At 66.1% G+C, this 26,838-nt stretch carries 20 protein-coding genes, 1 pseudogene and 1 riboswitch; of the genes and pseudogenes, 6 read left to right on the top strand and 15 right to left on the bottom strand.

The window, feature by feature from the left end; translation table 11 throughout:
• Positions 1-33: 33 nt before the first annotated feature.
• Positions 34-1,167, bottom strand: a complete 1,134-nt coding sequence (locus tag ACZ9J7_RS11165; RefSeq protein WP_476209378.1) for a lipid II:glycine glycyltransferase FemX — start codon at positions 1,165-1,167, stop codon at positions 34-36.
• A 121-nt stretch (positions 1,168-1,288) separates the two neighbouring features.
• Between ACZ9J7_RS11165 and ACZ9J7_RS11160 the strand changes: the two are divergent.
• Positions 1,289-1,832: pseudogene (locus ACZ9J7_RS11160) on the top strand (TspO/MBR family protein).
• 10 nt (positions 1,833-1,842) lie between these two features.
• On the opposite strand, the gene ACZ9J7_RS11155 reads toward ACZ9J7_RS11160, so the two are convergent.
• The 4 genes from ACZ9J7_RS11155 to ACZ9J7_RS11140 form a co-directional block, all read right to left on the bottom strand.
• Positions 1,843-3,273: an L-serine ammonia-lyase gene (locus ACZ9J7_RS11155; RefSeq protein WP_476208829.1), complete on the bottom strand. Its 1,431-nt coding sequence runs from the start codon at positions 3,271-3,273 to the stop codon at positions 1,843-1,845.
• Between the two features lie 204 nt (positions 3,274-3,477).
• Positions 3,478-4,626, bottom strand: coding sequence for a glycine cleavage system aminomethyltransferase GcvT (gene gcvT, locus ACZ9J7_RS11150; RefSeq protein WP_476209376.1), 1,149 nt, complete (start codon positions 4,624-4,626; stop codon positions 3,478-3,480).
• Positions 4,627-4,638: 12 nt separating this feature from the next.
• Entirely contained in the window at positions 4,639-7,485 is a 2,847-nt protein-coding gene (gene gcvP / locus ACZ9J7_RS11145) for an aminomethyl-transferring glycine dehydrogenase (protein ID WP_476209374.1), read from the bottom strand.
• A gap of 192 nt (positions 7,486-7,677) precedes the next feature.
• Positions 7,678-7,775: riboswitch (glycine riboswitch) on the bottom strand.
• A gap of 95 nt (positions 7,776-7,870) precedes the next feature.
• A complete protein-coding gene (locus tag ACZ9J7_RS11140) occupies positions 7,871-8,407 on the bottom strand; it encodes a TetR/AcrR family transcriptional regulator (RefSeq protein WP_476209373.1) in 537 nt (178 codons plus the stop codon).
• Positions 8,408-8,489: 82 nt separating this feature from the next.
• Between ACZ9J7_RS11140 and ACZ9J7_RS11135 the strand changes: the two genes are divergently transcribed.
• Positions 8,490-10,046, top strand: a complete 1,557-nt coding sequence (locus tag ACZ9J7_RS11135; protein WP_476209371.1) for an MFS transporter — start codon at positions 8,490-8,492, stop codon at positions 10,044-10,046.
• Between the two features lie 87 nt (positions 10,047-10,133).
• On the opposite strand, the gene ACZ9J7_RS11130 is transcribed toward ACZ9J7_RS11135, so the two are convergent.
• On the bottom strand, positions 10,134-10,613 hold the full coding sequence (locus tag ACZ9J7_RS11130; RefSeq protein ID WP_476209369.1) for a Dps family protein: 480 nt from the start codon (positions 10,611-10,613) through the stop codon (positions 10,134-10,136).
• A 221-nt stretch (positions 10,614-10,834) separates the two neighbouring features.
• On the opposite strand from ACZ9J7_RS11130, the gene ACZ9J7_RS11125 reads away from it, so the two are divergent.
• Positions 10,835-12,391 carry an APC family permease gene (locus ACZ9J7_RS11125; protein WP_476209367.1) on the top strand — a complete coding sequence of 519 codons (1,557 nt, stop codon included), beginning with the start codon at positions 10,835-10,837 and terminating at the stop codon, positions 12,389-12,391.
• A gap of 69 nt (positions 12,392-12,460) precedes the next feature.
• On the opposite strand, the gene ACZ9J7_RS11120 is transcribed toward ACZ9J7_RS11125, so the two are convergent.
• The 7 genes from ACZ9J7_RS11120 to araB form a co-directional block, all read right to left on the bottom strand.
• Positions 12,461-13,009 carry an AMIN-like domain-containing (lipo)protein gene (locus tag ACZ9J7_RS11120; protein ID WP_476209366.1) on the bottom strand — a complete coding sequence of 183 codons (549 nt, stop codon included), beginning with the start codon at positions 13,007-13,009 and terminating at the stop codon, positions 12,461-12,463.
• Positions 13,010-13,164: 155 nt separating this feature from the next.
• Positions 13,165-13,467 (bottom strand): DUF4193 domain-containing protein, encoded by a 303-nt coding sequence (locus ACZ9J7_RS11115; RefSeq protein ID WP_387566998.1) that lies wholly within the window; start codon positions 13,465-13,467, stop codon positions 13,165-13,167.
• Between the two features lie 92 nt (positions 13,468-13,559).
• The gene (locus ACZ9J7_RS11110; protein WP_476209363.1) at positions 13,560-13,763 is read right to left on the bottom strand and encodes a hypothetical protein; all 204 of its coding nucleotides are present in this window, start codon (positions 13,761-13,763) and stop codon (positions 13,560-13,562) included.
• 76 nt (positions 13,764-13,839) lie between these two features.
• Positions 13,840-14,832, bottom strand: coding sequence for a LacI family DNA-binding transcriptional regulator (locus ACZ9J7_RS11105; RefSeq protein ID WP_476211839.1), 993 nt, complete (start codon positions 14,830-14,832; stop codon positions 13,840-13,842).
• A 67-nt stretch (positions 14,833-14,899) separates the two neighbouring features.
• Positions 14,900-16,420: an L-arabinose isomerase gene (araA, locus tag ACZ9J7_RS11100; protein ID WP_476209361.1), complete on the bottom strand. Its 1,521-nt coding sequence runs from the start codon at positions 16,418-16,420 to the stop codon at positions 14,900-14,902.
• Between the two features lie 46 nt (positions 16,421-16,466).
• Positions 16,467-17,195 (bottom strand): L-ribulose-5-phosphate 4-epimerase, encoded by a 729-nt coding sequence (locus ACZ9J7_RS11095; protein WP_476209359.1) that lies wholly within the window; start codon positions 17,193-17,195, stop codon positions 16,467-16,469.
• On the bottom strand, positions 17,192-18,952 hold the full coding sequence (araB, locus tag ACZ9J7_RS11090; RefSeq protein ID WP_476209358.1) for a ribulokinase: 1,761 nt from the start codon (positions 18,950-18,952) through the stop codon (positions 17,192-17,194). The genes ACZ9J7_RS11095 and araB overlap by 4 nt, the downstream gene beginning before the upstream one ends.
• 268 nt (positions 18,953-19,220) lie before the next feature.
• On the opposite strand from araB, the gene chvE reads away from it, so the two are divergent.
• From chvE to mmsB, 3 genes are all read left to right on the top strand, one after another.
• Entirely contained in the window at positions 19,221-20,351 is a 1,131-nt protein-coding gene (gene chvE, locus ACZ9J7_RS11085) for a multiple monosaccharide ABC transporter substrate-binding protein (RefSeq protein ID WP_476209356.1), read from the top strand.
• A 107-nt stretch (positions 20,352-20,458) separates the two neighbouring features.
• Positions 20,459-21,988 (top strand): multiple monosaccharide ABC transporter ATP-binding protein, encoded by a 1,530-nt coding sequence (gene mmsA / locus ACZ9J7_RS11080; RefSeq protein WP_476209354.1) that lies wholly within the window; start codon positions 20,459-20,461, stop codon positions 21,986-21,988.
• Between the two features lie 4 nt (positions 21,989-21,992).
• Positions 21,993-23,273: a multiple monosaccharide ABC transporter permease gene (gene mmsB, locus ACZ9J7_RS11075; protein ID WP_476209352.1), complete on the top strand. Its 1,281-nt coding sequence runs from the start codon at positions 21,993-21,995 to the stop codon at positions 23,271-23,273.
• A gap of 103 nt (positions 23,274-23,376) precedes the next feature.
• Here mmsB and ACZ9J7_RS11070 read toward each other — a convergent pair whose 3' ends face one another.
• Both ACZ9J7_RS11070 and ACZ9J7_RS11065 read right to left on the bottom strand, forming a co-directional pair.
• Complete coding sequence (locus tag ACZ9J7_RS11070; protein WP_476209350.1) at positions 23,377-24,627, bottom strand: MFS transporter; 1,251 nt, start codon at positions 24,625-24,627, stop codon at positions 23,377-23,379.
• A gap of 33 nt (positions 24,628-24,660) precedes the next feature.
• Entirely contained in the window at positions 24,661-26,832 is a 2,172-nt protein-coding gene (locus ACZ9J7_RS11065) for an elongation factor G-like protein EF-G2 (RefSeq protein ID WP_476209349.1), read from the bottom strand.
• Positions 26,833-26,838 lie beyond the last annotated feature (6 nt).

Below are 26,838 nucleotides of genomic sequence, written 5' to 3'. Positions count from 1 at the left end.
GGATGCTTGGGTGTTGGCGCTGGGGGGAGCTGGTCAGTAGAACTGCTGGCCGGTGCGTGCGGTTTCGATCCGGCGGAACACCTTTTCCCCGCCGTTGACCCAGAGCCGGTGCCGGAGTGGGGACAGGACGTAGTCGTGGCAGCCCACAAAGTCGGTGACGGTCTTGGTGAAGCTGGTCTTGAACATCCCCATGCCGTAGAGGTTGTGGGTCTTGTCCTTGATGCGCGCAGCCGGCGGGGTTCCACAGAAGTCGTATTCCGTGCAGCCCAGTTCCTGCATCCGCTTTATGGCGGTCCACTGCACCAGGTGCGAATCCCCGTACTGCTTGCGGTTCTGCGTGGAGCCGCCGTCCTTGTAAGTGGCCTTGGCACCGTAGTTGATGACGAAGGCGCCCACGCTGGGTTTCCCATCCTCGTAGGTGAAGAAAAAGTTGCCCTGGCCGCGGTTGCAGAATTCGTCCCAGAACTGGGCGTAGTAGTCGTAGCTGCGGAGCGGCATGGACCCCTTTGCGCTGACGGTGTTGGCCATCAGGTCGTACAACGCCCGGTAGGTTTCCGGCCCGTGCTCCTGCCGGACCACCTGGCAGCCCTCACGCTCTGCACGCCGGATGGCGTTCCGGGCGCGGGAGGAGATGGCCTTGAAGACTTCCTCTTCCGTGCCGGCGATGTCCAGCAGGGCGGTGGAGTCGTTGGACTGGATGTTGGGGGCCTTGGCCAGGTGGGCCGCTGCGAGCTCCCGCCGCGCATCGTCGGAGTCGATGATGTCCGGTTCCACCTTGATGGTGAAGACGTTCAGCTTCCTGCTGCGGACCAACCGGGCGCACGCTTTGAGGGCAGCTCCCAGGTCTGCTGCGCCTGCCAGGTCCGGGCCCTTAATGAGGTACCAGAGCCGGCCCAGGACGGGAAAGCTCTTTTCCAGGACCAGGTTGTAGCTGGAGTTCCCTCCGCTTTCCAGCACCAGGAACCGGACTTTCCAGCCGCTTCCGTTCTTGACCGATGCGTAGGCGGCTGACTGCAGCATGTTGCCGCCGTTCGGGTTGGCCGTGACGTGCTTGTCCCAGTTCTCAATTTCCTCGGCTGTGGCAAAACGTGCGGTGAATTCTCGCAAGGGGGCCGTGTCCAATCGGGTTTGTGCGCGGTTTCGGTACTTCTGGATGCGTGCGGACATGCAGCCTCAAGTCTAAAGCCTCGGGCGGCTCCGGCTTTTCTTGAGCATTCCCAGGGCGACGTCACCCGGGTTGTGGCGTGCCACCTTGACGGAGCTCAGCAGGGTCAACAAGGGTTGGGGTATGAAGCCGGACGGGGAACAAAGCATGGCTGCCGCGGGAGGCGGAAGCCGGCCGTACAGCGCAGCCGTGCAGGCGGCCGGGCTTGCCGGTTTCCTGCTGGCCTCACTGCTCGTGGCGGCGCTGGGCGGTTTCGCCTCGGCGGCAAACGTCACTGGCTGGTACGCCGGCGCGGACAAGGCCCCGTGGTCCCCGCCCAACGGCGTGTTCGGCCCCGTGGACCATCCTCTATGCAGCAATGGCCCTGGCAGCGTGGCTGGTATGGCGCCAACGTTCCGAGGGGACACGGCAGGCCATGGTGGTTTACGGCATTCAGCTGGCCCTCAACCTGGCCTGGACCCCGGCGTTCTTCGCCCTCTATCCCGCCCTCGGGACGCCGGCGTTGTGGCTGGGCCTGGCAATCATCCTGGCCCTGATTGCTGCCGTTACGGTGACGGTGCTGCATTTCGGTCCCATCAGCCGGATGGCAGGGTTACTCCTGCTGCCGTACATCTCATGGCTGGTGTTCGCGGCCAGCCTCAACTGGTGGGCGGCAGTGCATAACTAGGCACCCTGGGTCAGCATTCGACGACGTTGACGGCGAGGCCGCCCATGGCGGTTTCTTTGTATTTGTCGGACATGTCTTTGCCGGTTTCGCGCATGGTGATGATGACTTCGTCGAGGGAGACGCGGTGGGTGCCGTCGCCCCAGAGCGCCATTTTCGCGGCGTTGATCGCTTTCGCGGCGGCGATCGCGTTCCGCTCGATGCAGGGGACCTGGACCAGCCCGCCGATCGGGTCACAGGTCAGGCCCAGGTTGTGTTCCATCGCGATTTCCGCGGCGTTCTCCACCTGCGCGGGCGTGCCGCCCATGACCTCGGCCAGGCCCGCGGCGGCCATCGACGACGCCGAGCCGACCTCGCCCTGGCAACCGACCTCGGCCCCGGAAATCGAGGCCTGTTCCTTGTAGAGCACCCCGACCGCGCCGGCGGCGAGCAGGAACCGCACCACCACACCGTCCCGGTCGGCCTGGGTTGCCTGGTCCATGCCCGGGGCGAAATGCAGGGCATAGAACAGCACCGCCGGGATGATCCCGGCCGCCCCGTTCGTCGGCGCGGTGACCACCCGGCCACCGGAGGCGTTCTCCTCGTTCACGGCCAACGCCACCAAGTTAACCCACTCCTGCCAATACCGTGGGTCGTGATGGTCCTGCCCGTCATGGCCGGCGTCTTCGGGACGGGCGGTTTCCTTCTTCAACCGCTCATACCAGTCCGGGGCGCGGCGGCGGACCTTCAACCCGCCCGGCAGCACCCCCTCGCGTTTAAGCGAGGTCTGCACGCAGTTCTCCATCACGGACCAGATATGCAGCAGCCCGGCACGGATCTCCTCCTCCGAGCGGGAGGCCAACTCATTCCTGAACATCACATCGGCGATCCCCAGCCCGGTCACCGCGCAGTGCTCCAGCAACTCCGCCGCGGTCCGGAACGGCAGCGGCAACACCTCCTTGGACGCGTCCAGTTCCTGCTGCGCCGCGTCCTCTTCCCCCTCCCGGACGATGAACCCGCCACCGACCGAGAAAAACGTCGCCGCATGCACCACATCCCCGGCAGCGTCGCTGACCGTGAACGTCATCCCGTTCGTATGCCGCGGCAGCACCGTCAACGGCCGCAACACCATGTCCTTGACGCCATACGGCAGCGACACCGACCCGGCCAGGTTCAGGACCCCGGTCTCCGCGATCGAGGCCAACCGCTCCTCCACCTCATCAGGCAGGATCAACTCCGGATGGAACCCCTCCAACCCCAACAGGACCGCCGTCATCGTCCCATGCCCATGCCCCGTCGCGGCCAACGACCCATACAAGTCAACCCGCAGCGATACGACCTCAGCGAGCCTGCCGGAGGCCTTCAGCTCCTCAGCGAACACAGCAGCAGCCCGCATCGGCCCCACCGTATGCGAAGACGACGGGCCAATCCCGATCGAAAAAAGATCAAAGACACCAACAGCCATGACGGTTCCTAACTAAGTGCTAATAAGTAGGTTTCGACGGGCTCAACCACCGAAAAGGCGACATGCGCACGCCCCAGCGGATGTGGCCTCCGGCAGCATGCGTCTAAGGGAGCGTCACGTCCGCTTAGCGGGCGTCTACGCGACCGAGCATGCAGAGGAGGCCACATCCGAAGGGCCAAGGTGACCACGGAGGGGCACCAAAAGCTACTTGGCGCGGCGGTAGAACGGGAGGTCGACCACTTCGAAGGGTACTGCCTTGCCGCGGAGATCGATGTCCAGGGCTGTGCCGGGTGCCGAGTGTTCGACGTCGACGTAGGCCATGGCGATCGGGTAGCCGAGGGTGGGTGAGGGCTGGCCGGAGGTGACTTCACCGACCGTGTCCCCGTCCTTGAGTACGGGGTAGTGCGCCCGGCCGGCGCGGCGGCCCTTGCCTTTGAGCCCCACGAGGCGGCGGCCGGAGGTGCTGCCTGCGCCGGCTTCCTTCTTTGCTGCCAGCGCGGCCTTGCCAACGAAGTCGCCTTCCTTGGAGAGTGCGACGACGGGGCCAAGCCCGGCAGCGAACGGGTCGCCCTGCAGCGACAGTTCGTTCCCGTACAGCGGCATTCCCGCTTCCAGGCGGAGAGAGTCGCGGGAGGCAAGGCCGGAGGGGGTCAGTTCCCCGTCGTCGGCGATGGCGACCAGTGCCTGCCATAGGGCCGGGGCGTCATCGTTGGCCACGAAGATCTCGAACCCGTCCTCACCGGTGTACCCGGTGCGCGCGAGCAGGAGTTCCTTGCCGGCCCCGCCCACCAGGAACGGAACCTCCACGGCGGCGTAGTACTTCAGCTCCGTCACCAGCGAGTGCTGTGCGGCCGGGACCAGGCGAAGCAGGAGTTCCTGGGCCCTGGGGCCCTGCACTGCGATCAGCGATGTCCGGGCCGAGGCGTCCTCCACCAGCACGTCGAACCCTGCGGCCCGTTCGTGCAGGGCCGCCGCCACCACCGCGGCGTTGCCCGCATTGGGCACCACCAGGAAGACATCTGTTCCGTCTTCAGCAGCGGGACGGCGGTAGGTGATGAGGTCGTCGATGATGCCGCCGTCGGCGTTGCAGATCAGCGAGTACTTGGCCTTGCCCACGGCCATGGCGGAGATCTTGCCCGCCAGGGCGTAGTCGAGGAAAGCGGCAGCCTGCGGTCCGGTGACCCACACTTCGCCCATGTGGGAGAGGTCGAACAGGCCGGCGGTGTTGCGGACGGCGTGGTGTTCAGCCAGTTCGGAGCTGTACTTCAATGGCATCTGCCAGCCGCCGAAGTCGGTGAAGGAGGCGCCCAGCTTTTTATGTTCGTCGTACAGGGCGGTGTATTTCTCGGTCACGGTGCCGGTCCTTTAGTTTTCGAACTCTTCGAGCGGCGGGCAGGAGCAGATGAGGTTCCGGTCTCCGGCGGCGCCGTCGATCCGGCCCACCGGCGGGAAGTACTTGTCCTGCTTGTGGTGGGCAGGGAACGCGGCCTGCTCGCGCGGGTAGGCACGGTCCCAGTCGGAGCTGACGACGGCGGCTGCCGTGTGGGGTGCGCGGCGCAGGGGTGAGTCCGCCACGGCGAAGTCGCCGTTGGCCACCTGGTCGATTTCCTTGCGGATGGTGATCATGGCCTCGATGAAGCGGTCGATCTCGGCCAGGTCCTCGGACTCGGTGGGCTCCACCATCAGGGTTCCTGCCACCGGGAATGCCAGGGTGGGGGCGTGGAAGCCGAAGTCGATGAGGCGCTTGGCCACGTCCTCGGCCGTGACACCGGTCTTGGCGGTCAGTTCGCGCAGGTCCAGGATGCATTCGTGCGCCACCAGGCCGCCTTCGCCGGTGTAGAGCACTGGGAAATACTCGTTCAGCCGGGCAGCGACGTAATTGGCTGCGAGCAGCGCGGACTTGGTGGCCTCGGTCAGGCCTTCGCCGCCCATGAGCTTCACGTACGCCCAGGAGATCGGCAGGACGCCGGCCGAACCGAAGCGGGAAGCCGAGATCGCGACCCCGTGGCCTTCCTCATGCGCTGCCTTGTTGGCGTCGCCGGGCATGAACGGTGCCAGGTGGGCCTTGGCTGCCACGGGTCCGACGCCGGGTCCGCCGCCGCCGTGGGGGATGCAGAAGGTCTTGTGCAGGTTCAGGTGGGAGACGTCGCCGCCGAACTTGCCGGGCTGGGCCAGGCCCACCAGGGCGTTCAGGTTGGCGCCGTCGATGTAGACCTGGCCGCCGGCCGCGTGCACGGCGTCGCAGACCTCACGGACGTCCCCGTCGTAGACGCCGTGGGTGGACGGGTACGTGATCATGATGCAGGACAGGACATCCTTGTGGGCCTCGATCTTGGCCGTCAGGTCATCGTGGTTGATGGTGCCGTCCGCTGCGGTGGCGACGACGACGACCTTCATGCCGGCCAGGACTGCCGAGGCGGCGTTGGTGCCGTGGGCGGAGGCGGGAATGAGGCAGACGTTGCGCTGCTCTTCCCCGCGGGAGTGGTGGTAGCCGCGGATGGCCAGCAGGCCGGCGAGCTCGCCCTGGGATCCGGCATTGGGCTGGATGGACACCTGGTCGTACCCGGTGATCGCGGTCAGGTCCGCCTCCAGGTCGGCAATCAGTTCACGCCAGCCTTCGGTCTGGGAGTCCGGGGCGAAGGGGTGGATGGAGGCGAACTCCGGCCAGGAGATGGCTTCCATCTCGGCGGTGGCATTCAGCTTCATGGTGCACGAGCCCAGCGGGATCATGGTGCGGTCCAGCGCCAGGTCCCGGTCCGACAGCTTCCGGATGTAGCGCAGCAGCTGGGTTTCAGACCGGTGCGTGTTGAACACCGGGTGCTGCAGGTAGTCGGAGGAACGTCCGACGGCGGCCTCCAGTCCGAAGCCTTCAGCCGCGGCAACGGAGGCCCCAAAGACGTCCGCGACGTCGGCGACGATGGCCGCCGTCGTGGTTTCGTCGAGCGAGATGCCCACGGTATCGGCGTCGATGGAACGCAGGTTGATGCCGCGCGCTTCGGCATCGGCGACAAGCGCGGCAGCGCGTCCGGGGACGCGGACGGTAAGGGTGTCGAAGAAGCTCGTGTGCAGCACCTCCACACCGGCAGCTGCCAGCGAGGCCGCCAGCACCCGGGCGTGGCCGTGCGTCGTTTCCGCGATCGCCTTCAGCCCGTCGGGGCCGTGGTAGACGGCGTACATCGAGGAGACGATGGCCAGCAGGGCCTGCGCGGTGCAGATGTTGGATGTGGCCTTTTCGCGGCGGATGTGCTGCTCGCGGGTCTGCAGCGCCAGGCGGTACGCGGGCACCCCTGCGTCGTCCTTGGACACCCCCACCAGGCGGCCGGGCAGCGACCGCTCCAGGCCCTTGCGGACAGCCATGTAGGCGGCGTGCGGGCCACCGAAGAACAACGGGACCCCGAAGCGCTGGGTGGAGCCGACGGCGATGTCGGCGCCCTGCTCGCCCGGAGGGGTGATCAGGGTCAGGGCCAGCAGGTCAGCGGCCACGGTGACCAGCGCGCCGCGTTCCTTCGCCGCCGCAATAGTGGCGGACTGGTCCCAGACCCGGCCGGAGGCGCCGGGCTGCTGGAGCACGATCCCGTTGATGTCGCCGTCGGGCAGGCCGTTGGACAGGTCGGCGACCTCAACCTCGAAGCCGAGCGCCTCGGCGCGGCCCTTGACGATGGCGATGGTCTGCGGCAGCACGTCGATGTCCAGGACAGTCTTGCCGTCCGCTGCAGGCTTGGCCTTGTTGGAGCGGCGCATCAGCAGCACGGCCTCGGCCACGGCGGTGGCTTCATCGAGCAGGGACGCGTTGGCGATGGGCAGGCCCACCAGGTCCTGGACCATGGTCTGGAAGTTCAGCAGCGCCTCGAGCCGGCCCTGGGAAATCTCGGGCTGGTACGGCGTGTAGGCGGTGTACCAGGCCGGGGCTTCCAGCACGTTCCGGCGGATCACTGCAGGCGTGACGGTGTCGTAGTAGCCCTGGCCGATCAGCTGCACGGCCGTTTTGTTCTTGGCGGCGAGCCGGCGGAGTTCTGCAAGCACCTCAACTTCACTGAGTGCGTCCTGCAGGCGGAGTGCGGTTTCCTGGCGGATGACCTTGGGGACGGCGGTATCGACCAGTGCGTCGACCGTGCCGTAGCCAACGGCCTTGAGCATGGTGTCGATGTCATCCTGGCGGCGTGCACCAATGTGGCGGTCGACGAAAGTGGTGGGGGCTGGGGTAACCGACACGAAGGAACTCCATTTTGTTCAGGCGGCGCAGGGTACGCCACAGCTATCCGGGTCCCTCCCCGCTCTGTATTGGACCTGAGAGTTTCCGCGTTGCCTGCCTGGGCAGGAACCGCTTGCACCGTCGGTGAGCACAACAGTCATGCCGGCCCCTTCACAGGGGAACGGAAGCTGCCTGCTGCTTTCCAGAGGTGCCTCGCCGCGGCGGTACAGGGGCCTGTGAGATTCCCGGGGAGGATTTGCTCCTACGGCGCCTGCCTGTGCTTCGGGCAGGACTCTCCCGCCGCAGATCAAAGGCTATTCATTTGTTGCGATCATGACGGCCGATGACAGCCCTCACAACTCTCCATTGTCCTACGCCCCAACCCCTCCGGGCAAATGGTCGGGGCTACCTGCGGAGCCGCTCCAGGGCGGCCAGGAGCTCCTCCACATCGGAACCGGCGCCCGCCTCCGGGGCAGGCCCCACGGACAGCATGGCGTTGAAGTACAGCCCGTCCCCCATGTACAGGACAGCCTTGGCCAGGCCGGGTCCAACATCCGCCGCAATCTCATCCAGCCACCGTCGCTGGATGGCGGCGAACCGGCGCCGCGTCTCTTCATGCGCCACCTCCGCCAGGCGGGTGGCCGCCACGATGACACGGTCCAGCGGAGTGTCTGCCCACACCGAAGAACGGATGAAGTAGGCCGCAGCCCCTTCATCGGCCGAAGCCATCGCGTCGGCGTCTGCCCGGGCCAGGCCCTCCAACCGGTCCAGCAGCACGGCAATCAATGCTTCCTTGTTGGGAAAGTGGTAGAGCAGGCCGCCCTTGGACACGCCGGCCTTGCGGGCCACGGCGTCAAGGGTGGCGGCGCGCTCCCCCACGTCGATCAGCAGGGACTCGAAGGCGTCGAGGACCGCATCACGGGCGACAGGCTTTCGGGGCATGCCTCCCATCATGCCCTCAGGCGGGTCCGAATCGGGAATATGCCAGTTTCAAACTATACCGTCCAGACGGTACAGTTATGGAATGACGACCTCCATCAGCCCCACAGCAGTCCACGGGGACGGCACCCCCACACGCCGCCCATGGCGCGACTGGCTTGCGCTCGGCCTGCTGATGTTTCCCGTCCTGCTGGTGGCGGTGGACAACACGGCACTGACCTTCGCACTTCCCGCCATCTCCCAGGCCCTGGAACCCGGCGGCGTGCAACTGCTGTGGATCGTTGACGCCTATCCGCTGGTCCTGGCCGGCCTGTTGGTGTCGATGGGCAGCCTCGGCGACCGGATCGGGCGGCGGCGCCTGCTGGTCATCGGCAGCCTGGGCTTCGCCGGACTGTCCGCCGCCACGGCCTTTGCGCCCACGCCTGAGTGGCTGATCGCCGGCCGGGCCGCGCTGGGGTTCTTCGGCGCCATGCTGATGCCGTCCACGTTGTCGCTGATCCGCAACATTTTCCCGGAGCCCAACCGCCGGCGACTGGCCGTGGCCATCTGGGCCGCGGGCTTTTCCGGCGGCGCCGCCCTGGGGCCGATACTGGGCGGATGGCTGGTGGAGCACTTCTGGTGGGGCGCCGTCTTCCTGGTATCGGTGCCGCTCATGCTCCCCCTGCTGGCGCTGGGTCCGGCCCTCATCCCGGAATCGAAGGACCCCGCGCCGGGCAGGGTGGATGTCGCCAGCATCGCGCTCTCCATGCTGGTCATGGTGCCCGTGGTCTACGGCATCAAAACAGTGGCCACCGAGGGTCCGGGCGCTGCCGGGCTGGGCAGCATTGCCTTCGGCCTGGCCATGGGCGTTGTGTTCGTGCGGCGCCAGCACCGGCTGGAGCACCCGCTGCTGGACATGTCCCTGTTCCGGAACAAGGTATTCAGCATGGCCATCAGCGCCAATATCCTGGCCCTGTTTTCCTTCAACGGCTTCATCCTTTTCCTTGCCCAGCACCTCCAGCTCATCGGAGGCATGACCCCGTCCGCGGCAGGCGTCGCAATGCTCCCCGCGCTGGCGGCCACGGTGGTGGCAGGCCTGGTGGTGGTGCCGCTGGTCCGCAAGGTCCGCCCGGGGTTTGTCGTGGCCGCGGGGCTGTCCTTCAGCGCCATTGGCTACAGCATGGTGGCCTTCGGAAGCCATGGCGGCGGATCCGCGATGCTGCTGGCCGCACTGCTGGTCCTGGCGCTGGGCGTGGGCACGGCGGAAACCATCTCGAACGACCTCATCCTCGACTCGGCCCCGCCGGCGAAATCAGGCGCTGCGGCGGCGATTTCCGAGACGGGCTACGAGGTGGGCTCGCTGCTGGGGACTGCGGTACTGGGCTCCATCCTGACGGCGTCCTACCAGCAGCACCTGCGGTTGCCGGCAGGGCTGAAGGAAATGCTGCCCGGCAATTCGCTGCACAACGCCAGCGAAACGCTGGCCGGCGCGGTGGACGCAGCCAACCTGCTGCCGGCGCCGCTCGCCGGAGCCCTCAAGGACGCCGCGGCGGCCGCCTTCGATTCCGGAGTGCACGTCACGGCGGCAATCGGGCTGGTGCTCATGGCGACGGCGGCAGTGCTCGCCGGCGTCATCCTCCGCAAAGTGCCCAAAGCGGTTTAGCGGAACATCCGCAGTATTGCCCGGACAGCAGGCAGGCGTCCGGCACCGCGGGATCCCTCGGCGCCGGACGCCCGTGTGGACCGTCCGCTACTTGGAGTCGGCCGCGGTGACCTTGGCAGTGGGCTTCATGTTTTCCGCCTGCACCATCCAGGCAAACTGCTCCAGCCGGGCGATGAACTCGTGCAGGAGGTCCGCCGAGGTGGGGTCTTCCTCATCCACCTCATCGTGGACTTTGCGCATGGTTCCCACGGCCGCTTCCATGGCGGCTACGATCCGCTCGATGGCGTCCGCGGTGCTGATCAGCCCTTCCGGGAACTGGGCCAGGCTGGTGGTCTTGGCCACGGTGGAGCTGCGGCCGTCGGGAAGCGCGTGCAGGGCGCGCATGCGCTCGGCGGTGTCGTCGGCGAACTGGCGGGCAGCGTCCACGATCTCGTCAAGCTGCAGGTGGAGGTCGCGGAAGTTGGTGCCCACGATGTTCCAGTGCGCCTGCTTGCCCTGAACGTGAAGCTCGATCAGGTCCGCCAGGACGGCCTGCAGGTTATTGGTCAGTGTCGGTGAAGCTTTCATGCATCCTCCTCTATTGGTCCAGTACGGCAGACGCTACCAGCCGCGAACGGCGCGGCGGCAGGGCAAAAGGCAATTTCTCAGTGAGCTTACTAATTTCGAAAACCGGTCATAAACGAATGTTATTCATATTGCGTCTTGCATCACAGCCGGGCTGCCCCCATACTAAATGAACGCCATTCATATAGTGACTTCCGTCTCACAGCCTTCCAGAAAGTGGTGCCATGACAGAGACAATCCGCACCAGTACTGCCAAACCCGGCCCGCACGCGCACGCCCCCTCAGCGGACGGCGTCAGCGCCAAGGGACTCAAGGGCGGCCAGCTCGGGCTCCTGGCCGTCGTCGTCCTGGGCATCTCCACCATCGCCCCCGCCTATACCCTCACCAGCGCACTTGGTCCCACCGTCAATGAAGCCGGCCTCCAGCTGCCCGTCATCTTCCTCATCGGGTTCATTCCCATGATCCTGGTGTCGCTCGCCTACCGGGAACTCAACGCCGACTCCCCGGACAGCGGCACCACCTTCACCTGGGTGACCAAGGCCTTTGGCCCGTGGGTGGGCTGGATGGGCGGGTGGGGCCTGCTGGCCGCCAACATCATCGTGCTGTCCAACCTGGCCGGCGTCGCTGTCGACTTCTTCTACCTCTTCCTCTCCCAGCTCACCGGCTCCCCCGAACTGGCGGACCTCGCGGACAATAAGGCGTTGAACGTCATCACCTGCTTTGTTTTCGTGGCGCTGGCCGTCTGGGTGAGCTACCGCGGCCTGCACACCACCAAGCTGGTGCAGTACAGCCTGGTTGGCTTCCAGCTGCTGGTGCTGGGCCTGTTCGTGGCCATGGCCTTCGCCAACTGGTCCACCTCGGAAACGGCCATCCCGTTCAGCTGGGACTGGTTCGACGTCACCAAGATCGAGACGTTCGGACAGATCGCGGCCGGCATCTCCCTCTCGATCTTCGTGTACTGGGGCTGGGACGTCTGCCTGACGGTCAACGAGGAAACGGCCAACGGCAAGAAGACCGCCGGTGTGGCAGGCACCCTGACCGCCGTCATCGTCCTGGCCATCTACCTGCTGGTCAGCATCGCCACCATGATGTTCGCCGGCGTCGGCGACACCGGGAACGGGCTGAACAACGCCGAGAACCACGAGAACATCTTCACGGCGCTGGCCTCCCCCATCATGGGACCGTTTGCCATCCTGATGTCCCTCGCCGTGCTTTCCAGCTCCGCCGCGTCCCTGCAGTCGACCTTCATGTCGCCCTCGCGCAGCCTGCTGGCCATGGCCCACTACGGCGCGCTGCCCGAACCCTTCAGCCGCATCAGCAGGAAGTTCTCCACACCGGGCTTTGCCACCATCGCCGCCGGCGTCATGTCTGCGGGGTTCTACGCCGTCATGCATGTGGTCAGCGAGAACGTCCTGAACGACACCATCCTGGCCCTGGGCCTGATGATCTGCTTCTACTACGGCCTCACCGCCCTGGCCTGCACGTGGTACTTCCGCCACAGCCTGTTCAACAGCGTGCGGCACTTCATGTTCCGCCTGGTGTGCCCGGTGGTGGGCGGCGTGGGGCTGTTCGTCGTCTTCGTCCAGACCGCCATGGACAGCCTGGCACCTGAGTTTGGCAGCGGTTCAGAGGTGTTTGGCATAGGCCTGGTATTCATCCTGGGCGTCGGCATCCTGGCCCTGGGCGCCGTCGTCATGCTGGTCATGTCCCGTACGCACCCGGGCTTCTTCCGCGGCGAAACCCTCAAGCAGGACACCCCCGCACTGGTGGTTCCGGAATAACTTCCAACCCAAAAGGTGCCGCGCCCCACCGGGGCCCGGCACCTTTTTTGGTGTGACGACGACGGCTGGTCACCAGTAGTGCGCCACGTCGATGACCAGGCGCGAACCGGCGCCCGGACCGTCAAGGGTGAACACCCGGAACGGGAGGCGGGCACGGACGCCCAGGCCGATGGTGGTCTGGCCCTCGAAGCTTCCGGCCCAGACAACCTGGCGGAAGGTCTGGTATCCCGAAACGTTGGAAAGCCCGGCCTTGTCGGCGGGGGTGTAGGTGGGCTGGCCGTTGTCGTCGTAGGCCGGCGCTTTGACGACCACCTGCAACCGGGCGCCGCCCCGGGTGGGCACGATTGCGCCCGAGCCGTCCTGGATAATTTGCGGGACGTAGCGCACGGTGTAGCCGGGAGCCGGCACGCCGCCCAGGTCAACCACCAGCCGGTCAAAGCAATAGTGCTGGCCGGTCCGGACGTTCGTCACGGGCACGCGGCCCATGTCGCCGCCCGACTTCATCAGCGAACCCCAGGTGAGTCCGCAGTAGGGCGCCGCGGCGGCGGGGCCCTCCGCAACGATTCCCAGCCCGACAGCCAGCAGGATGGCCGCGAGCCAGATGGAGAACTTTTTCATTGTGGTGCCATCCAAAATAAGGGCTGTTGGATGCTTCCAGCGTAGGAGGGTTGGCGGGCTGAAACGAGGTCCATTTTGATAACGACGGCGTGCGGGGACAAAGCAGCGCCGGCCACCTCAGGGAGGTGGCCGGCGCCGGGAAAGACAGGAAAACTCTAGCCTTCGCACTCGCGGCAGTACTTCAGGCCATCCTTTTCACGGGCGACCTGCGACCGGTGGCGGACCAGGAAGCACGATGAGCAGGTGAACTCGTCAGACTGCTCGGGAACCACGATGACCGTCAGTTCCTCATTGGACAGATCGGCGCCGGGCAGGTCGATACCTTCAGCGGTGTCGTTCTCGTCGACATCGATAACCGCGGTCTGCGCGTTGCCGCTCCGTGATGCCTGAAGGGCCTCGAGGGAGTCGGCCGGCGACTCTTCTTCCTGCTTGCGTGGAGCATCGTAATCGGTAGCCATAGCATGTTCACTTTCGTTGCTGCGCAGCGCCATTTCAGGCACCTCAGTGAAGCAGTTTAGGGCATGATCCCGCTACCGGCGCAATAGTGTGCTCAACCAGACATTCCACCGGTTTCGGGCACCGTTCCCGCATGCCCGGCCCTGGCGTGGGCCGCCCCGATGGACACCCCGCTCAATGCCGGCAGCCATCCCCACCGGGTGGCATCGGCCATGGCGCCGGCGGCACTCGATGCGGAGTCGAACGTGACGGAATCCAGCAGCCAGTTGCGGAGCCGTGTGAGCAAGGTAGCGGTCATGCCTGAAAACTACGCAGTTATTGTTGTGGCCACGTTTCGCGCGGGTCTCCCGCTGATTAATTCGGCGCCCGCCACGTCACGGGACAGGCGGCGCCGTACTGCTGCGCACGATGAGCTCGGGCTCCACCACCAGGGTCCGCGGCCCGTCCCGACCGTCGAACGCGGTGAGCATCATGTCCATGCACCGCCGGCCCAGTTCTTCAAAGTCCTGCCGGACCACCGTCAATGGCGGACTGAAGTAGCCCGCCTCCGGCTGGTCGTCGAAACCCACCACCGAGAGGTCCTGCGGCACCCTGACGCCCGCCTCGTTCAGGGCACGCAGGACGCCAAGGGCCATCTGGTCGTTGCCGACGAAAAGGGCCGTGGCCCGGCGGCCGGCAGCCAGCCGCCGGCCGATCCCGTAGCCGCTGTTCGCGCTCCAGTCACCCTCGGTGATCAGGTCCGCCTCGAGCCCGGCGGATTCCAGGGCATGCCGCCAACCCTCGGCGCGGGCTACGGCGTCGATCCAGTCCTGCGGACCCGCAACGTGTCCAATCCGTACGTGCCCCTGGCTGATGAGATGTTCCACCGCCAGTTCGGCGCCGCGCCGCTGGTCCACCTTGACGCCGCCCACGCTGTCGTTCCCCTCCGGTCCCACGGCCACCACCGGCACTCCGATCGGCAGTTCCGCCAAGGCAGCCAGCGTTTCCAGGTGCGGAACGATTACCACGATCCCGTCCACCGACTGGTCCAGGAAGTGCCGGACGGCGTCCAGGATCGCGTCCCGGGTGACCTCGCGCAGCGCCGCGACGCTGACGAAGTAGCCCGCATCCCGCGCAGCCCGTTCCACGCCCAGCAGGGTGTTGGCCGGGCCGTATTGCGAAAGCTCGCTGCCCAGGACGCCGATGATCTGCGAGCGCCGGGTGACCAGGCTCCGGGCGGCAGAGTTGCGGCGGTAGCCGAGGTCGGCAATCGCCGCTTCCACCTTCCGCCGGGTGCCGGGACTTACGTTGGGGTGGTTGTTGACCACCCGTGAAACGGTCTGGTGCGATACCCCGGCACGTTCCGCCACGTCCTCAAGCCTGGGCAGCCGCGGCGGGACGCTGGCCGTCACGGGGTTCCCGTCCCTGGCCGCCGCCGGGACCTTTGCCACCTGATCAGATCCCGCCGGCGAGTTTGTAGTAGGCGGCGTTCCAGTTCAGGTCCTTTTTGAACTGGCGGATAGTGGTGTCCTGGTCGATGGTGAGCAGTTCGGTCTTGGCTATTTCGGCGAAGTCCTCGAAGACGTCCATGCCCACCTGGGTGGAGAGCACGGTGTGGTGGGCTGCCCCGGCGGTGAGCCACGCCGCGGCCGAGGTGGCGAAGTCCGGCTGGGGCTCCCAGAGTGCGCGGGCCACGGGGAGGTTGGGCAGCGGCTGGTCGAGCGGGACCACGTTGACGGCGTTGGCCACCAGGCGGAACCGGTCCCGCATGTCGGACAGGGCGACGACGACGCCCGGGGACGCGTCGGCGTCGAACACCAGCCGGACGGGGTCTTCCTTGCCGCCGATGCCCAGCGGGTGGATTTCCAGCCGCGGCTTTGCTGCCGTCAGGGAAGGGCAGACTTCGAGCATGTGGGCGCCGAGGATCTTTTCGGACCCGGGTTCCAGGTGGTAGGTGTAGTCCTCCATGAGGGAGGCGCCGCCGGGCAGGCCGGCGCCCATCACCTTGGCGGCCCGGACCAGGATGGCGGTCTTCCAGTCGCCTTCGGCGCCGAACCCGTAACCGGCGGCCATGAGCCGCTGCACGGCGAGTCCGGGCAGCTGGCGGAGGGCGCCGAGGTCCTCGAAGGACGTGGTGAACGCCGCGGAGCCGTTGCCTTCAAGGAAGGACCGCAGGCCCAGTTCGATCCGGGCGCCGTAGCGCAGCGAGTCGTGCCGGGCCGCGCCTGCGCGGAGCTCCGGCACGACGTCGTAAAGGTCCTCGTACTCGGCCACCAGGGCGTCGACGTCGGACTCTGCAGCGCCACGGACGGCGTCGGCGAGCTCGTTGACGGACCAGGTGTTGACCGCGACGCCGAAGCGCAGCTCGGCCTCGGTCTTGTCGCCTTCAGTGACGGCGACGTTGCGCATGTTGTCGCCAAAGCGGGTGAGCCTCAGGGTGCGGACGGCTGCCCAGCCCGCGGCAGCACGCTGCCACGATCCCACCTGGCGGGCCACTTCGGGGTTGGAGACGTGGCCGACGACGGTCTTCCGGGCGATGCCCAGGCGGGACTGGATGTAGCCGAACTCGCGGTCGCCGTGGGCGGCCTGGTTCAGGTTCATGAAGTCGAAGTCGATGTCCGCCCAGGGCAGGTCCCGGTTGGCTTGGGTGTGCAGGTGCAGCAGGGGCTTCCGCAGCAGGTCCAGGCCCTGGATCCACATCTTGGCCGGGCTGAAGGTGTGCATCCAGGCCGTCACGCCGATGACCGAGTCATCCGAGTTAGCCTCCAGTGCGGTGCGGCGGATGGCATCGGAATCGGTCAGGACCGGCTTCCACACGATGCGCACGGGCACCGCGGAGGAGGCATTGAGCTGGTTGGCGATCTCCTGCGACTGGGCCGCCACCTGCTTGAGGACCTCCTCGCCGTAGAGGTGCTGGCTGCCGGTCAGGAACCAGACTTCGTAGCCGTCGAGGGAAGTGGTCGCAGCGGTGCTCATGAATTCTCCTGGAAAGATTTTCTGGCCGGTTGGTGGCCGGTGCTTGTTATTGGCCGTAGACGTTCTGGTAGCGGGCGTAGAGGGAGTCGATGTGGGCCTGGTCAATGGGCAGCGGCTCGCCCAGTTGCCGGGAAATGTGCACGGTGCGCGCCACTTCCTCGCACATGACGGCGGCCTTGACGGCGGAGCGGGCATCCTTGCCGATGGTGAACGGGCCGTGATTCTGCATCAGGACCGCCGGGGACGTGGAATTCTTCAGCGTCTCCACGATTCCGTGCCCAATCGAGTCGTCGCCGATCAGCGCGAACGGGCCCACCGGGATCGAGCCGCCGAACTCGTCCCCCATCATGGTGAGCACGCAGGGGATGGCCTCGCCCCGGGCAGCCCAGGCGGTGGCGTACGTGGAATGCGTGTGCACCACCCCGCCCACCTCCGGCATGTGCCGGTACACGTAGGCGTGCGCGGCGGTGTCCGACGACGGCGACAGCGCGGGATTGCCCCAGTCCACCGTGCCGCTGCCGCCCACGTTGGTGCCCCTGACCGGGGTGCCGTACAAGTCGGTCACGATCATCTGCTCCGGGGTGAGCTCCTGGTACGAGACACCGGACGGCTTGATCACCATGAGGTCGGTGCCCGGCACCCGCGCCGAAACGTTGCCCGCCGTCCACACCACCAGGCCGTACCGGGTCAGCTCGGCGTGCAGGGCGCACACCTCCGCCCGGATCCGGGCGATGGTTTCCAGAAGGCCGGTTCCGGCACCTGTCCCGGCGGTCATGCGGACACCCCCACGGGTGATTCGGATACGGAGCCTGTTGCAGGCTGGGCCGCCTGGGCGGCTTTGCGCTGGATGGCCTTGAGCCGGTGCATGACGTCGTTGCCGCCCCTGCCGAAGTAGTCGTGGAGGGCCTTGTATTCCTGGAACAGTTGTTCGTAGGCGGCCGCGTTTTCCGGGATTGGGGTGTAGACCTCGCCGGGCTCGGCGCCCATGGCCGCGGCGGCTTCACGGATGTCCGCGTATTCTCCCGCTGCGACGGCGGCATGGATGGCTGAGCCCAGTGCCGGTCCCTGTTCCGAGCCGATGGTGGACAGCTGGAGCCCGGTGGCATCAGCGTAGATCTGCATCAGGAGCCGGTTCTTCAACAGGCCACCGGCCACGATGAATTCCTTGACCGGGACTCCAGCGTCACGGAAGGCGTCCACGATAGTGCGGGTTCCAAAGGCTGTGGCTTCCAGGAGGGCGCGGTAGGTGTCCTCGGGCCTGGTGGCCAGGGTTTGGCCCACCACCATGCCCGAAAGCTCGTGGTCAACCAGGACCGAGCGGTTGCCCGAATGCCAGTCGAGTGCGATCAGTCCGTGCTCCCCGATGGCCTGGCGGGAGGCCAGTTCGGTCAGGTACTCGTGGATCCCCAGTCCGGAGTCCTTGGCAGCCTGGTGGTATTCGGGCGGGACGCCGTACTTGGTGAACCAGCCGAAAATGTCGCCGACGCCTGACTGTCCGGCCTCGTAGCCCCACAGGCCCGGCACGATTCCACCATCAACGGCACCGCACATACCCGGCACCTCGCGCAGCTCACTGCCGTTCATGACGTGGCAGGTGGAGGTGCCCATGATCGCCACCAGCTGGCCGGGTTCGACGGCCTTCGCGGCCGGGGCGGTGACGTGCGCGTCAACGTTTCCCACTGCCACCGCGATGCCCTCCGGCAGCCCGGTCCAGGCAGCGGCCTCCGCCGTCAGGGTGCCGGCGGCATCGCCCAGCCGGCCGATAGTGTGCTCCAGCTTGGAGCTGACAAAGTCTTTGAAGTCGGGGTTCAGGGCAGCAAGGAAGTCCTCGGACGGATACCGGCCATCCTGGTAAATCCCCTTGTAGCCGGCCGTGCAGGCATTGCGGACGTAGCGGCCGCAAAGCTGCCAGACGATCCAGTCGGCCGCCTCCACCCAGTGGTCCATGGCGGCGTAGGCTTCCGGATCCTCTTCCAGCAGCTGCAGTCCCTTCGCGAACTCCCATTCGGAGGAGATCAGCCCCCCGTAGCGGGGAAGCCAGTCTTCGCCACGTTCGGCGGCAAGCCGGTTGATCCGGTCGGCCTGGCCTTGCGCCGCATGGTGCCGCCAGAGCTTTACGTAGGCGTGCGGGCGGTTGGCGAAGGCGGGCAGTTCGTTCAGGGGGGTTCCGTCGGCCTTGACCGGCACCATGGTGCAGGCGGTGAAGTCGGTGGCAATGCCGACGACGGCGGCAGGGTCGATCCCCGCGTCGGCCACGGCGGCAGGGACAGCGGTACGCAGGACGTCCCGGTAGTCGTTGGGCACCTGGAGTGCCCATTCCCCGGGAAGCCGGGCGCCGTCGTCGCCCGCTGTATCCCGGGGCAGCACATCCGTGACCACGGCGTGGGGATACTCGTGGACGGCGCTGCCCAGCTCCTTGCCGTCGCGGACGCGCACCACCACGGCGCGGCCTGAAAGGGTTCCGTAATCCACGCCGATGACGCAGTGGTCATGGAGGGACTCGGAGCTGGGAGTGGTCAGCGCATCTGGCATGGGGGTTGCCTCCGTCCGGGAGGCATGGGCCTCATTACCGGGTTTGTAGGGGTCAGGGTACAGCTAAGTGCTGCAGTCAGTGTGAACGCTAACAACCGAGAAGTCAATGAAGCCGAAAACTTTTCGCAATTCCCGCCTGGACCTCTTGTTAGCGTTCACAAATCAGTCTATATTGAACCGACACATCAACAATGTGGCCAGGACCAGGGAGCACGGGTGCTGCCCGGTCCAACAACACTTCGTGGCAGTGCTGCCGCGGAAGGAGAAAATGGTGAGAATCAAAAAACTGATGGGCGCGGTGGCGCTTGTCCTCGCCCTGACGGTGGGTGCCACCGGTTGCGGCGCCCGCGGCGGAGCCAGCGAACCCAGCGGCGCGGCTGCAAAGCCCAGTGATTCACTGGTAGGCATCTCGATGCCCACTCAGACGTCCGAACGGTGGATCGCCGATGGCGCCAACGTTGAAAAGTCCCTGAAGGACCTCGGCTACAAGACGGACCTCCAGTTCGCCAATGACGACATCCCCACCCAGGTGTCGCAGATCGAAAACATGCTGACCAAGGGCGCCAAGGCCCTGATCATCGCCGCCATTGACGGCACCACCCTGACCGACGTCCTGGCCAAGGCCAAGGAGCAGAACGTCAAGGTCATCGCGTACGACCGCCTCATCAACGGCACGCCCAACGTCGACTACTACACCACGTTCGACAACTACACGGTGGGCGTCCAGCAGGCCACCTCGCTGTTGACCGGCCTGGGCCTCGTTGATGCCAGCGGCAAGAAGGTGGACGGCAAAGGCCCCTTCAACATCGAGCTTTTCGCGGGCAGCCCCGACGACAACAACGCCAACTTCTTCTGGACCGGCGCCATGGACACCCTCAAGCCGTACATGGATGCCGGCACCTTGAAGGTCCCCAGCGGACAGACCAAGTTTGAGCAGGCAGCGATCCTCCGCTGGCAGGCACCCGTGGCCCAGAAGCGCATGGAGGACATCCTCACCTCCGCGTACAGCTCCGGCACCAAGCTGAACGGCGTCCTGTCCCCGTATGACGGCCTGTCCATCGGCATCATCTCGGCCCTCACCAGCACCGGCGGCTACGCCAAGGGAAGCCTCCCCGTGGTGACCGGCCAGGACGCCGAAAAGGGTTCCGTGAAGTCCATCGTCGCCGGCGAGCAGTACTCCACCATCTTCAAGGACACCCGCCAGCTCGGCGCGCAGGCCGTGAAGATGGTGGACGCCGTCCTCAAGGGCCAGGAACCGGAAACCAATGACACCAAGACCTACAACAACAAGGTCAAGGTGGTCCCGGCCTTCCTGCTGAAGTCCGTCATTATCACCAAGGACAACTACAAGAAGGAACTGATCGACTCGGGTTACTACAAGGACTCCGACGTCAAGTAGTCAGCGCCAGGGGGCTGTGGCCGGACCCCCATCCGGCCACAGCGCCGTCCGCAGCCTCCTGCAGCAGCAGGAAGGCCCAGCTTTCGACCAGTCAGTGGGAATTGACGATGAACATACCCATTCTTCAAATGCGAGGAATCACCAAGACGTTCCCGGGCGTAAAAGCGCTGCAGGACGTCACCCTGGATGTGAACCGTGGCGAGGTCCACGCCATCTGCGGTGAAAACGGGGCCGGCAAATCAACGCTCATGAAAGTGTTGTCCGGCGTCTATGCACACAACACCTTCGACGGGGAGATCCTCTTCGAGAACGAACCCTGCAACTTCTCCAGCATCTCGGACAGCGAAAAGCGGGGAATTGTCATCATCCACCAGGAACTGGCCCTGAGCCCGTTCCTCTCCATCGCCGAGAACATCTACCTGGGCAATGAACAGGCCACCAATGGATGGGTGGACTGGCGCAAGACCAACCTCGAGGCAGCCAAGCTGCTGGCCCGCGTTGGCTTGGACGAGAATCCGGTCACCCCCGTGCAGCACATCAGTGTCGGAAAGCAGCAACTGGTGGAAATCGCCAAGGCCCTCTCCAAGGAGGTGAAGCTGCTGATCCTTGACGAACCCACGGCCGCCCTCAACGACGAGGATTCCGGCCATCTGCTGGACCTGATCCTCCACCTGAAGGGACAGGGCGTCACCAGCATCATCATCAGCCACAAACTTAATGAAATCCGGAAGGTGGCGGACGCCGTCACCATCATCCGGGACGGCAGGACCATCGAGACCCTGCGTCTCGACGAAGGCCAGATCACGCAGGAACGGATTATCCGCGGCATGGTGGGCCGTGACCTGGAGAGCCTGTATCCGGAACGCGAGCCCAACATCGGCGAGGAGGTCCTGCGGATTGAGGACTGGTCCGTACGCCACCCCCAGGACCACAGCCGCATGGTGGTCAATAACGCCAACCTGCACGTCAGGAAGGGTGAGGTGGTAGGCCTGGCTGGCCTCATGGGCGCCGGGCGCACCGAACTTGCCATGAGCGTCTTTGGCCGCACCTACGGCACCGCCACCTCGGGCAAGGTGTACAAATACGGCGAAGAAATCAACACCGCCACGGTGTCCGACGCTATCCGTCACGGCATCGCCTACGCCACCGAGGACCGGAAGCACTACGGCCTGAACCTCATTGAGGACATCAAGCGGAATATCTCGCTGGCGGCACTGCGCAAGCTCGTCAAGACCGGCTTCGTGGACAAGAACCAGGAGACTGTGGTGGCCAACGGCTACCGCAAGAGCATGAACATCAAGGCACCCTCCGTGGCCGCCATTACCGGCAAGCTGTCGGGTGGAAACCAGCAGAAGGTGGTGCTGAGCAAATGGATGTTCTCCGACCCCGATGTGCTCATCCTCGATGAACCCACCCGCGGGATCGACGTCGGCGCCAAATACGAGATCTACACGATCATCGCCAAACTCGCCGGCGAAGGAAAGGCAGTCATTGTGATTTCCTCGGAACTTCCCGAACTCCTTGGCATCTGCGACCGCATCTACACCCTCGCAGCCGGCCACATCACCGGCGAGGTGCCCATCGCCGAAGCCACCCAGGAAACCCTGATGCACTACATGACCAAAGAGAAGGAATAGCGAAATGTCCGCCCTACGAGAATCGCTCGGATTCCTCACAAGCCGCCTCCGCCAGGTTGGCATCTTCGTTGCCCTGATCCTGATCGTCCTGCTGTTCCAGGGGCTCACCGGCGGGATCCTGCTGGAACCACAGAACGTCACCAACCTGGTGGTCCAGAACAGCTACATCCTCATCCTGGCCATCGGCATGGTGATGGTGATCATCGCCGGGCACATCGACCTGTCCGTCGGCTCGGTGGCCGGGTTCATCGGTGCCGTCGCCGGCGTCATGATCGTGCACTGGGGCTGGCCGTGGTGGGCCGCTATCCCCGCATGCCTCCTGGTCGGTGCCTTAGTCGGTGCCTGGCAGGGCTACTGGATCGCCTACGTGGGAATTCCGGCCTTCATCGTGACGCTCGCCGGCATGCTGATCTTCCGCGGGCTGACGCTCATCACGCTCAAGAACCAGCAGATCACCCCGTTCCCCGCCGAACTGCGGGCCCTGGGCGGCGGCTTCCTTCCGGACATTTCCGGCGGCACTTCCGTGCTGGAATGGCTCACCGTCATCCTGGGCGTCGGCGCCACGGCGGCCCTGCTGATCCAGGCCTTCAAGGAACGCAGGATCCGCCGGAAGTTCGACCTCGAAAGCGAACCCATGGTCTGGTTCGTCATCAAGACCACCTTCACCGCGCTGCTCATGCTGGTCATCACGTTCCTGCTGGCGTCCTACCGGGGCACTCCGATCGTGCTGGTGGTCCTTGCCGGCCTGGTGATCGCGTACACCGCACTCATGAACAACAGCGTCTTCGGCCGCCACACGTACGCCATCGGCGGCAACCTCCACGCGGCTGAACTGTCAGGCATCAAGACCAAGGCCGTTACGTTCCGCCTCTTCGTGAACATGGGCGTGCTGGCAGCACTGGCCGGCCTGGTCTTCACGGCCCGCCTCAACTCGGCACAGCCCGCCGGCGGAACCGGCTTCGAACTCGACTCCATCGCCGCGGCGTTCATTGGCGGCGCCGCCGTCACCGGCGGCATCGGAACGGTGGCCGGAGCCATGATCGGTGGCCTCATCATGGGCGTCCTCAACAACGGCATGTCCATCCTGGGACTGGGCACCGACTACCAGCAGCTCATCAAGGGCCTGGTGCTCCTTATCGCCGTTGGCTTCGACATCTTCAACAAGAACCGCAGCGGTGGCGGCGGCACCATTGGAAAGCGCTTCAAGCTCAAGACCAGCCCCCCGCCGGCCCAGGAAAAGCCGGCGCCGGCCGCCAGCGAAACGGTGGATGCAGGAATAAAGTAAGACGCCCCACCTGCACAAACGAAGGCCCTCGTCGACCTGGACCACAGCCAGGGCAACGGGGGCCTTCCCTGTGTGCCTCCCGCGGCACTTTCCCGGCAACTGCTCAGGGCGCAGCCAGGCCGGTGGCAACATCAGCCGGCGAGCGCCGTCGCCGGCTCAACACAATGAAGGGTGCCGCCAGCAGCTGCACCGCACCGCCCAGGGCAAGGGACGCCGGGTAGCCGTAAAGGTCCGCGGTCCTGCCCAGCACAGGCTGCACCACCACTCCCCCGCTGGAACCCATGAGCGAAGCGAAGCTCAGGACCGTGGCCCGCTGCTTAGAGGCAATCATGTCGTTCAGGTACGCCTGGCGGACAGGGGTGCCGGCGGAGGCAACCACGGCCCACAGCGACAGCAGGACCAGGGCCAGCCAGAAGGAGTGGGTGGCCAGGAGCACCACCAGGACCACTGAGCTGGCGATCGTGGAGCCGATCAAAACCGTGGTGCGGCGGCCCACCAGTTTCCGGACCAGCGGCGCCAGCCAACCGCCAACGATGTCCGCGCCGGCAACGATCGCAGCTGCCAGTCCTGCGATGGCATAGGCCTTGGGGTCCCCGAACAGCTGCAGCAGGTACGGCTGGAGGGCGTAGAAGACGTAGAACCCCACGCCCTCGGTGAACGGGGCCGCCAGCATCATGAACCGCACCGGAGGGTTCTTCAGTCCGCCCTCCAACGAGGCCCGCAGGACCGCGCGCGTGGCCTGCACCGGGTGGGCCGACCGCTCAGGGGTGAACCCCACGTCGTGCATGAGGAGGAACGCAACGGCGAACATCGCCACCAGCACTCCCACCCGCAGCAGGAAAGGGACTCCAAGGTTCGTGGCCTGGGCAATGACACCGCCTGCCACGGATCCGGCCAGCATGGCAACGCCGGACACCATCTGGCCCCGCCCCAGGACAGCTTCCAGGCCGCCGTCGTAGCCGGAGAAGTGGAGCGCATCCACCAGCCAGGCTTCCACGGCTCCGGAGAAGAACGTGAAGCCAAGGCCAAGCAGCGCTGACACGGCCGCCCACCACCAGAACGGGGCAGAGAGCTGCCAGAGCAGGTAGTACAGGTACGTGGACGCCGCGAGGGTCACGGTGCCCAGCAGGAAGGATGCGCGGCGTCCCCAGCTGTCCGCCACCACCCCGGTGGGCACCTCGAAGAGAACCATCCCTGCGGTGAAGAAGGCATTCGCGGCGAAGGCTTCGAGGTTGGTGAGCCCGGCGTCCAGCAGGAAGAGCGTGTTGATTCCCCAGATGAAGGACGCCGCAAGGGTGTTTCCCAATGTCAGCGTCAGGTAGACGTTCTGGATCTTTCGTGCTGCGGCATTCATGGCGGCCGTTCCTTCGGGCTGTGCCGGGCCGGATCAGGACGGGCTGAAATTTGGGGGGACGGGATCGTGGCGCAGGTACTGCCGCCGGAACCGGCCGGTGCCTGCCGTCAGGGCCCGCAGTTCCACCGCGTAGCGCAGGAGTTCCTGGTCGGGGACCTCAGCGCTGATCTCCGTCAGTCCTTCGCCTGATGAGGTGGTGCCCGTGAGGCGGCCCCGCCGGCCGGACAAGTCGCTCATCACGGTGCCCACGTGTTCGTCGGCAACGGTGATGGTCACGGAGGACACCGGTTCGAGCAGCTGGACCTTCCCGGCGGCTGCGGCTTCGCGCAGCGCCAGGGCCCCTGCCGCCTGGAACGCCGCATCGGAGGAGTCCACGCTGTGGGCTTTGCCGCCGGTCAGGGTCACGCGCAGGTCCACCACGGGAAAACCTGCAGACACCCCCCGCTCCATCTGCGCCCGGACCCCTTTTTCGATAGACGGAATGAACGTTCCCGGGATGACGCCACCCACGGTCTTGTCCACGAACTCAAACCCGCCACCGCGTTCCAGCGGTTCCACGTCGATGTCGCACACGGCGTACTGGCCATGGCCGCCGGACTGCTTGACGTGGCGTCCGTGGCCGGAGGTGGGGGCAGCGAAGGTTTCCCGCAGCGGTGTCACCACCTCAACGGTATGCAGTTTCACCCCCTGCTCGCGGAGCCGGTCCAGGACCACCTCGGCGTGCGCCTCCCCCATGCACCACAGCACCAGCTGGTGGGTCTCCGCGTTCCGGTCAACCCGCAGGGTGGGATCCCCGGCGGCGATCCGGCCCAGGCTGCGGGCCAGCGCATCCTCGTCGCTGCGGGAATCCGCTTCCACGGCCACCGGCAGCAGCGGTTCGGGCATCTCCCAGGTGGCCAGCAGCAGCGGGCTTTCCCGGGCAGAAATGGTGTCCCCGGTTTCAGCGCTGCCCAGCTTCGCCAGGGCGCACATGTCACCTGCCACGGAGAAGGGAACAGGCCGCAGGCTGGCACCCAGCGGGGAGTAGATGTGGGTGACCCGTTCATCGGTGTCGTGGTCCTGGTGCCCGCGGTCAGCCAGGCCGTGTCCGCCCACGTGGACAGGAGTGTCTTCCCGCAGCGTCCCGGAGAAAACCCGCACCAGGCAGATGCGGCCCAGGAAGGGATCGTTTGAGGTCCGCACTACTTCAGCGGCGAGCGGCCCATCGGGATCGCAGGACAGTCTTCCACCCGGTTCCCCCGCGAGGTCGGTCGTGTCCGGCAGTTTGCCTTCCAATGGTGCCGGGAAGGCGCGCACCAGGACGTCGAGCAGTTCCGCCGTGCCGAGTCCTGTGACGGCGGACGTTGGCAGGACGGGAAAGAAGGAGCCTCGGGCGACGGCGGTTTCCAGGTCGTCCGCCAGCACCCCTGTATCGATGTCCTCCCCTTCCAGGTAGCGGTCCATCAGCGTTTCGTCTTCGCTCTCGGCGATGATGCCCTCGATCAGGGCGCCCCTTGCGGTCCCGGCGGCGGCGAGTTCCTCCGGGGCGGCTGGACGGACCTCCGGTGCGGGATCTCCGGAGGAGTAGTCAGTCACCTCCTGGGACAGCAGGCCGAGGAGCCCGGCTGCCCCGCCTTCGGCCGGCACCGGGACGTACAGCGGGAGCACGCCGTCGCCGAACGCTTTCTGGCAGGCGGCAAGGGCGCCGTCGTAATCCGCCCGCGGGTGGTCCACCCTGGTGATGACGACGGCGCGTGGCAGGCCCATGTGCGCGCACTCGCCCCACAGCGCCGTGGTGGTGGCATCAATGCCGTCCACGGCCGAGACCACGAACAGGGCGGCGTCCGAAGCCCTCAGTCCTGCCCGGAGTTCCCCGATGAAATCGGGGTAGCCGGGGGTGTCCAGGAGGTTCACTTTGACGTCGCCAACCAGCAACGGAACCAAAGACAGCGTGACCGAGCGTTGCTGGTGCACTGCGGCCGGATCCGAGTCGCTGACCGTGGAGCCGTCAGCGATGGAGCCCTTGCGGGTAATCACCCCGTTGGCTGCGAGCAGCGCCTCGATCAGCAAGGTCTTCCCGGCGCCGGAGTGCCCCACCAGGGCCACGTTCCGGATCCGGGCCGGGTCCTCCGCCGCGATCCCGGTGGCCTGGTCGGCCCGCTTTGCATCCGGCCCGTTCCTGCCGCCTGCACCCCGCGCCGACTCCTTGGTGCTCTTCACCGACATTGGAAC

The sequence above is a fragment of the Pseudarthrobacter sp. TE9888 genome, assembly GCF_056279345.1.
The sequence above is the reverse complement of the archived record's forward strand: the minus strand, read 5'-3'. Positions and strand labels throughout refer to the sequence as shown.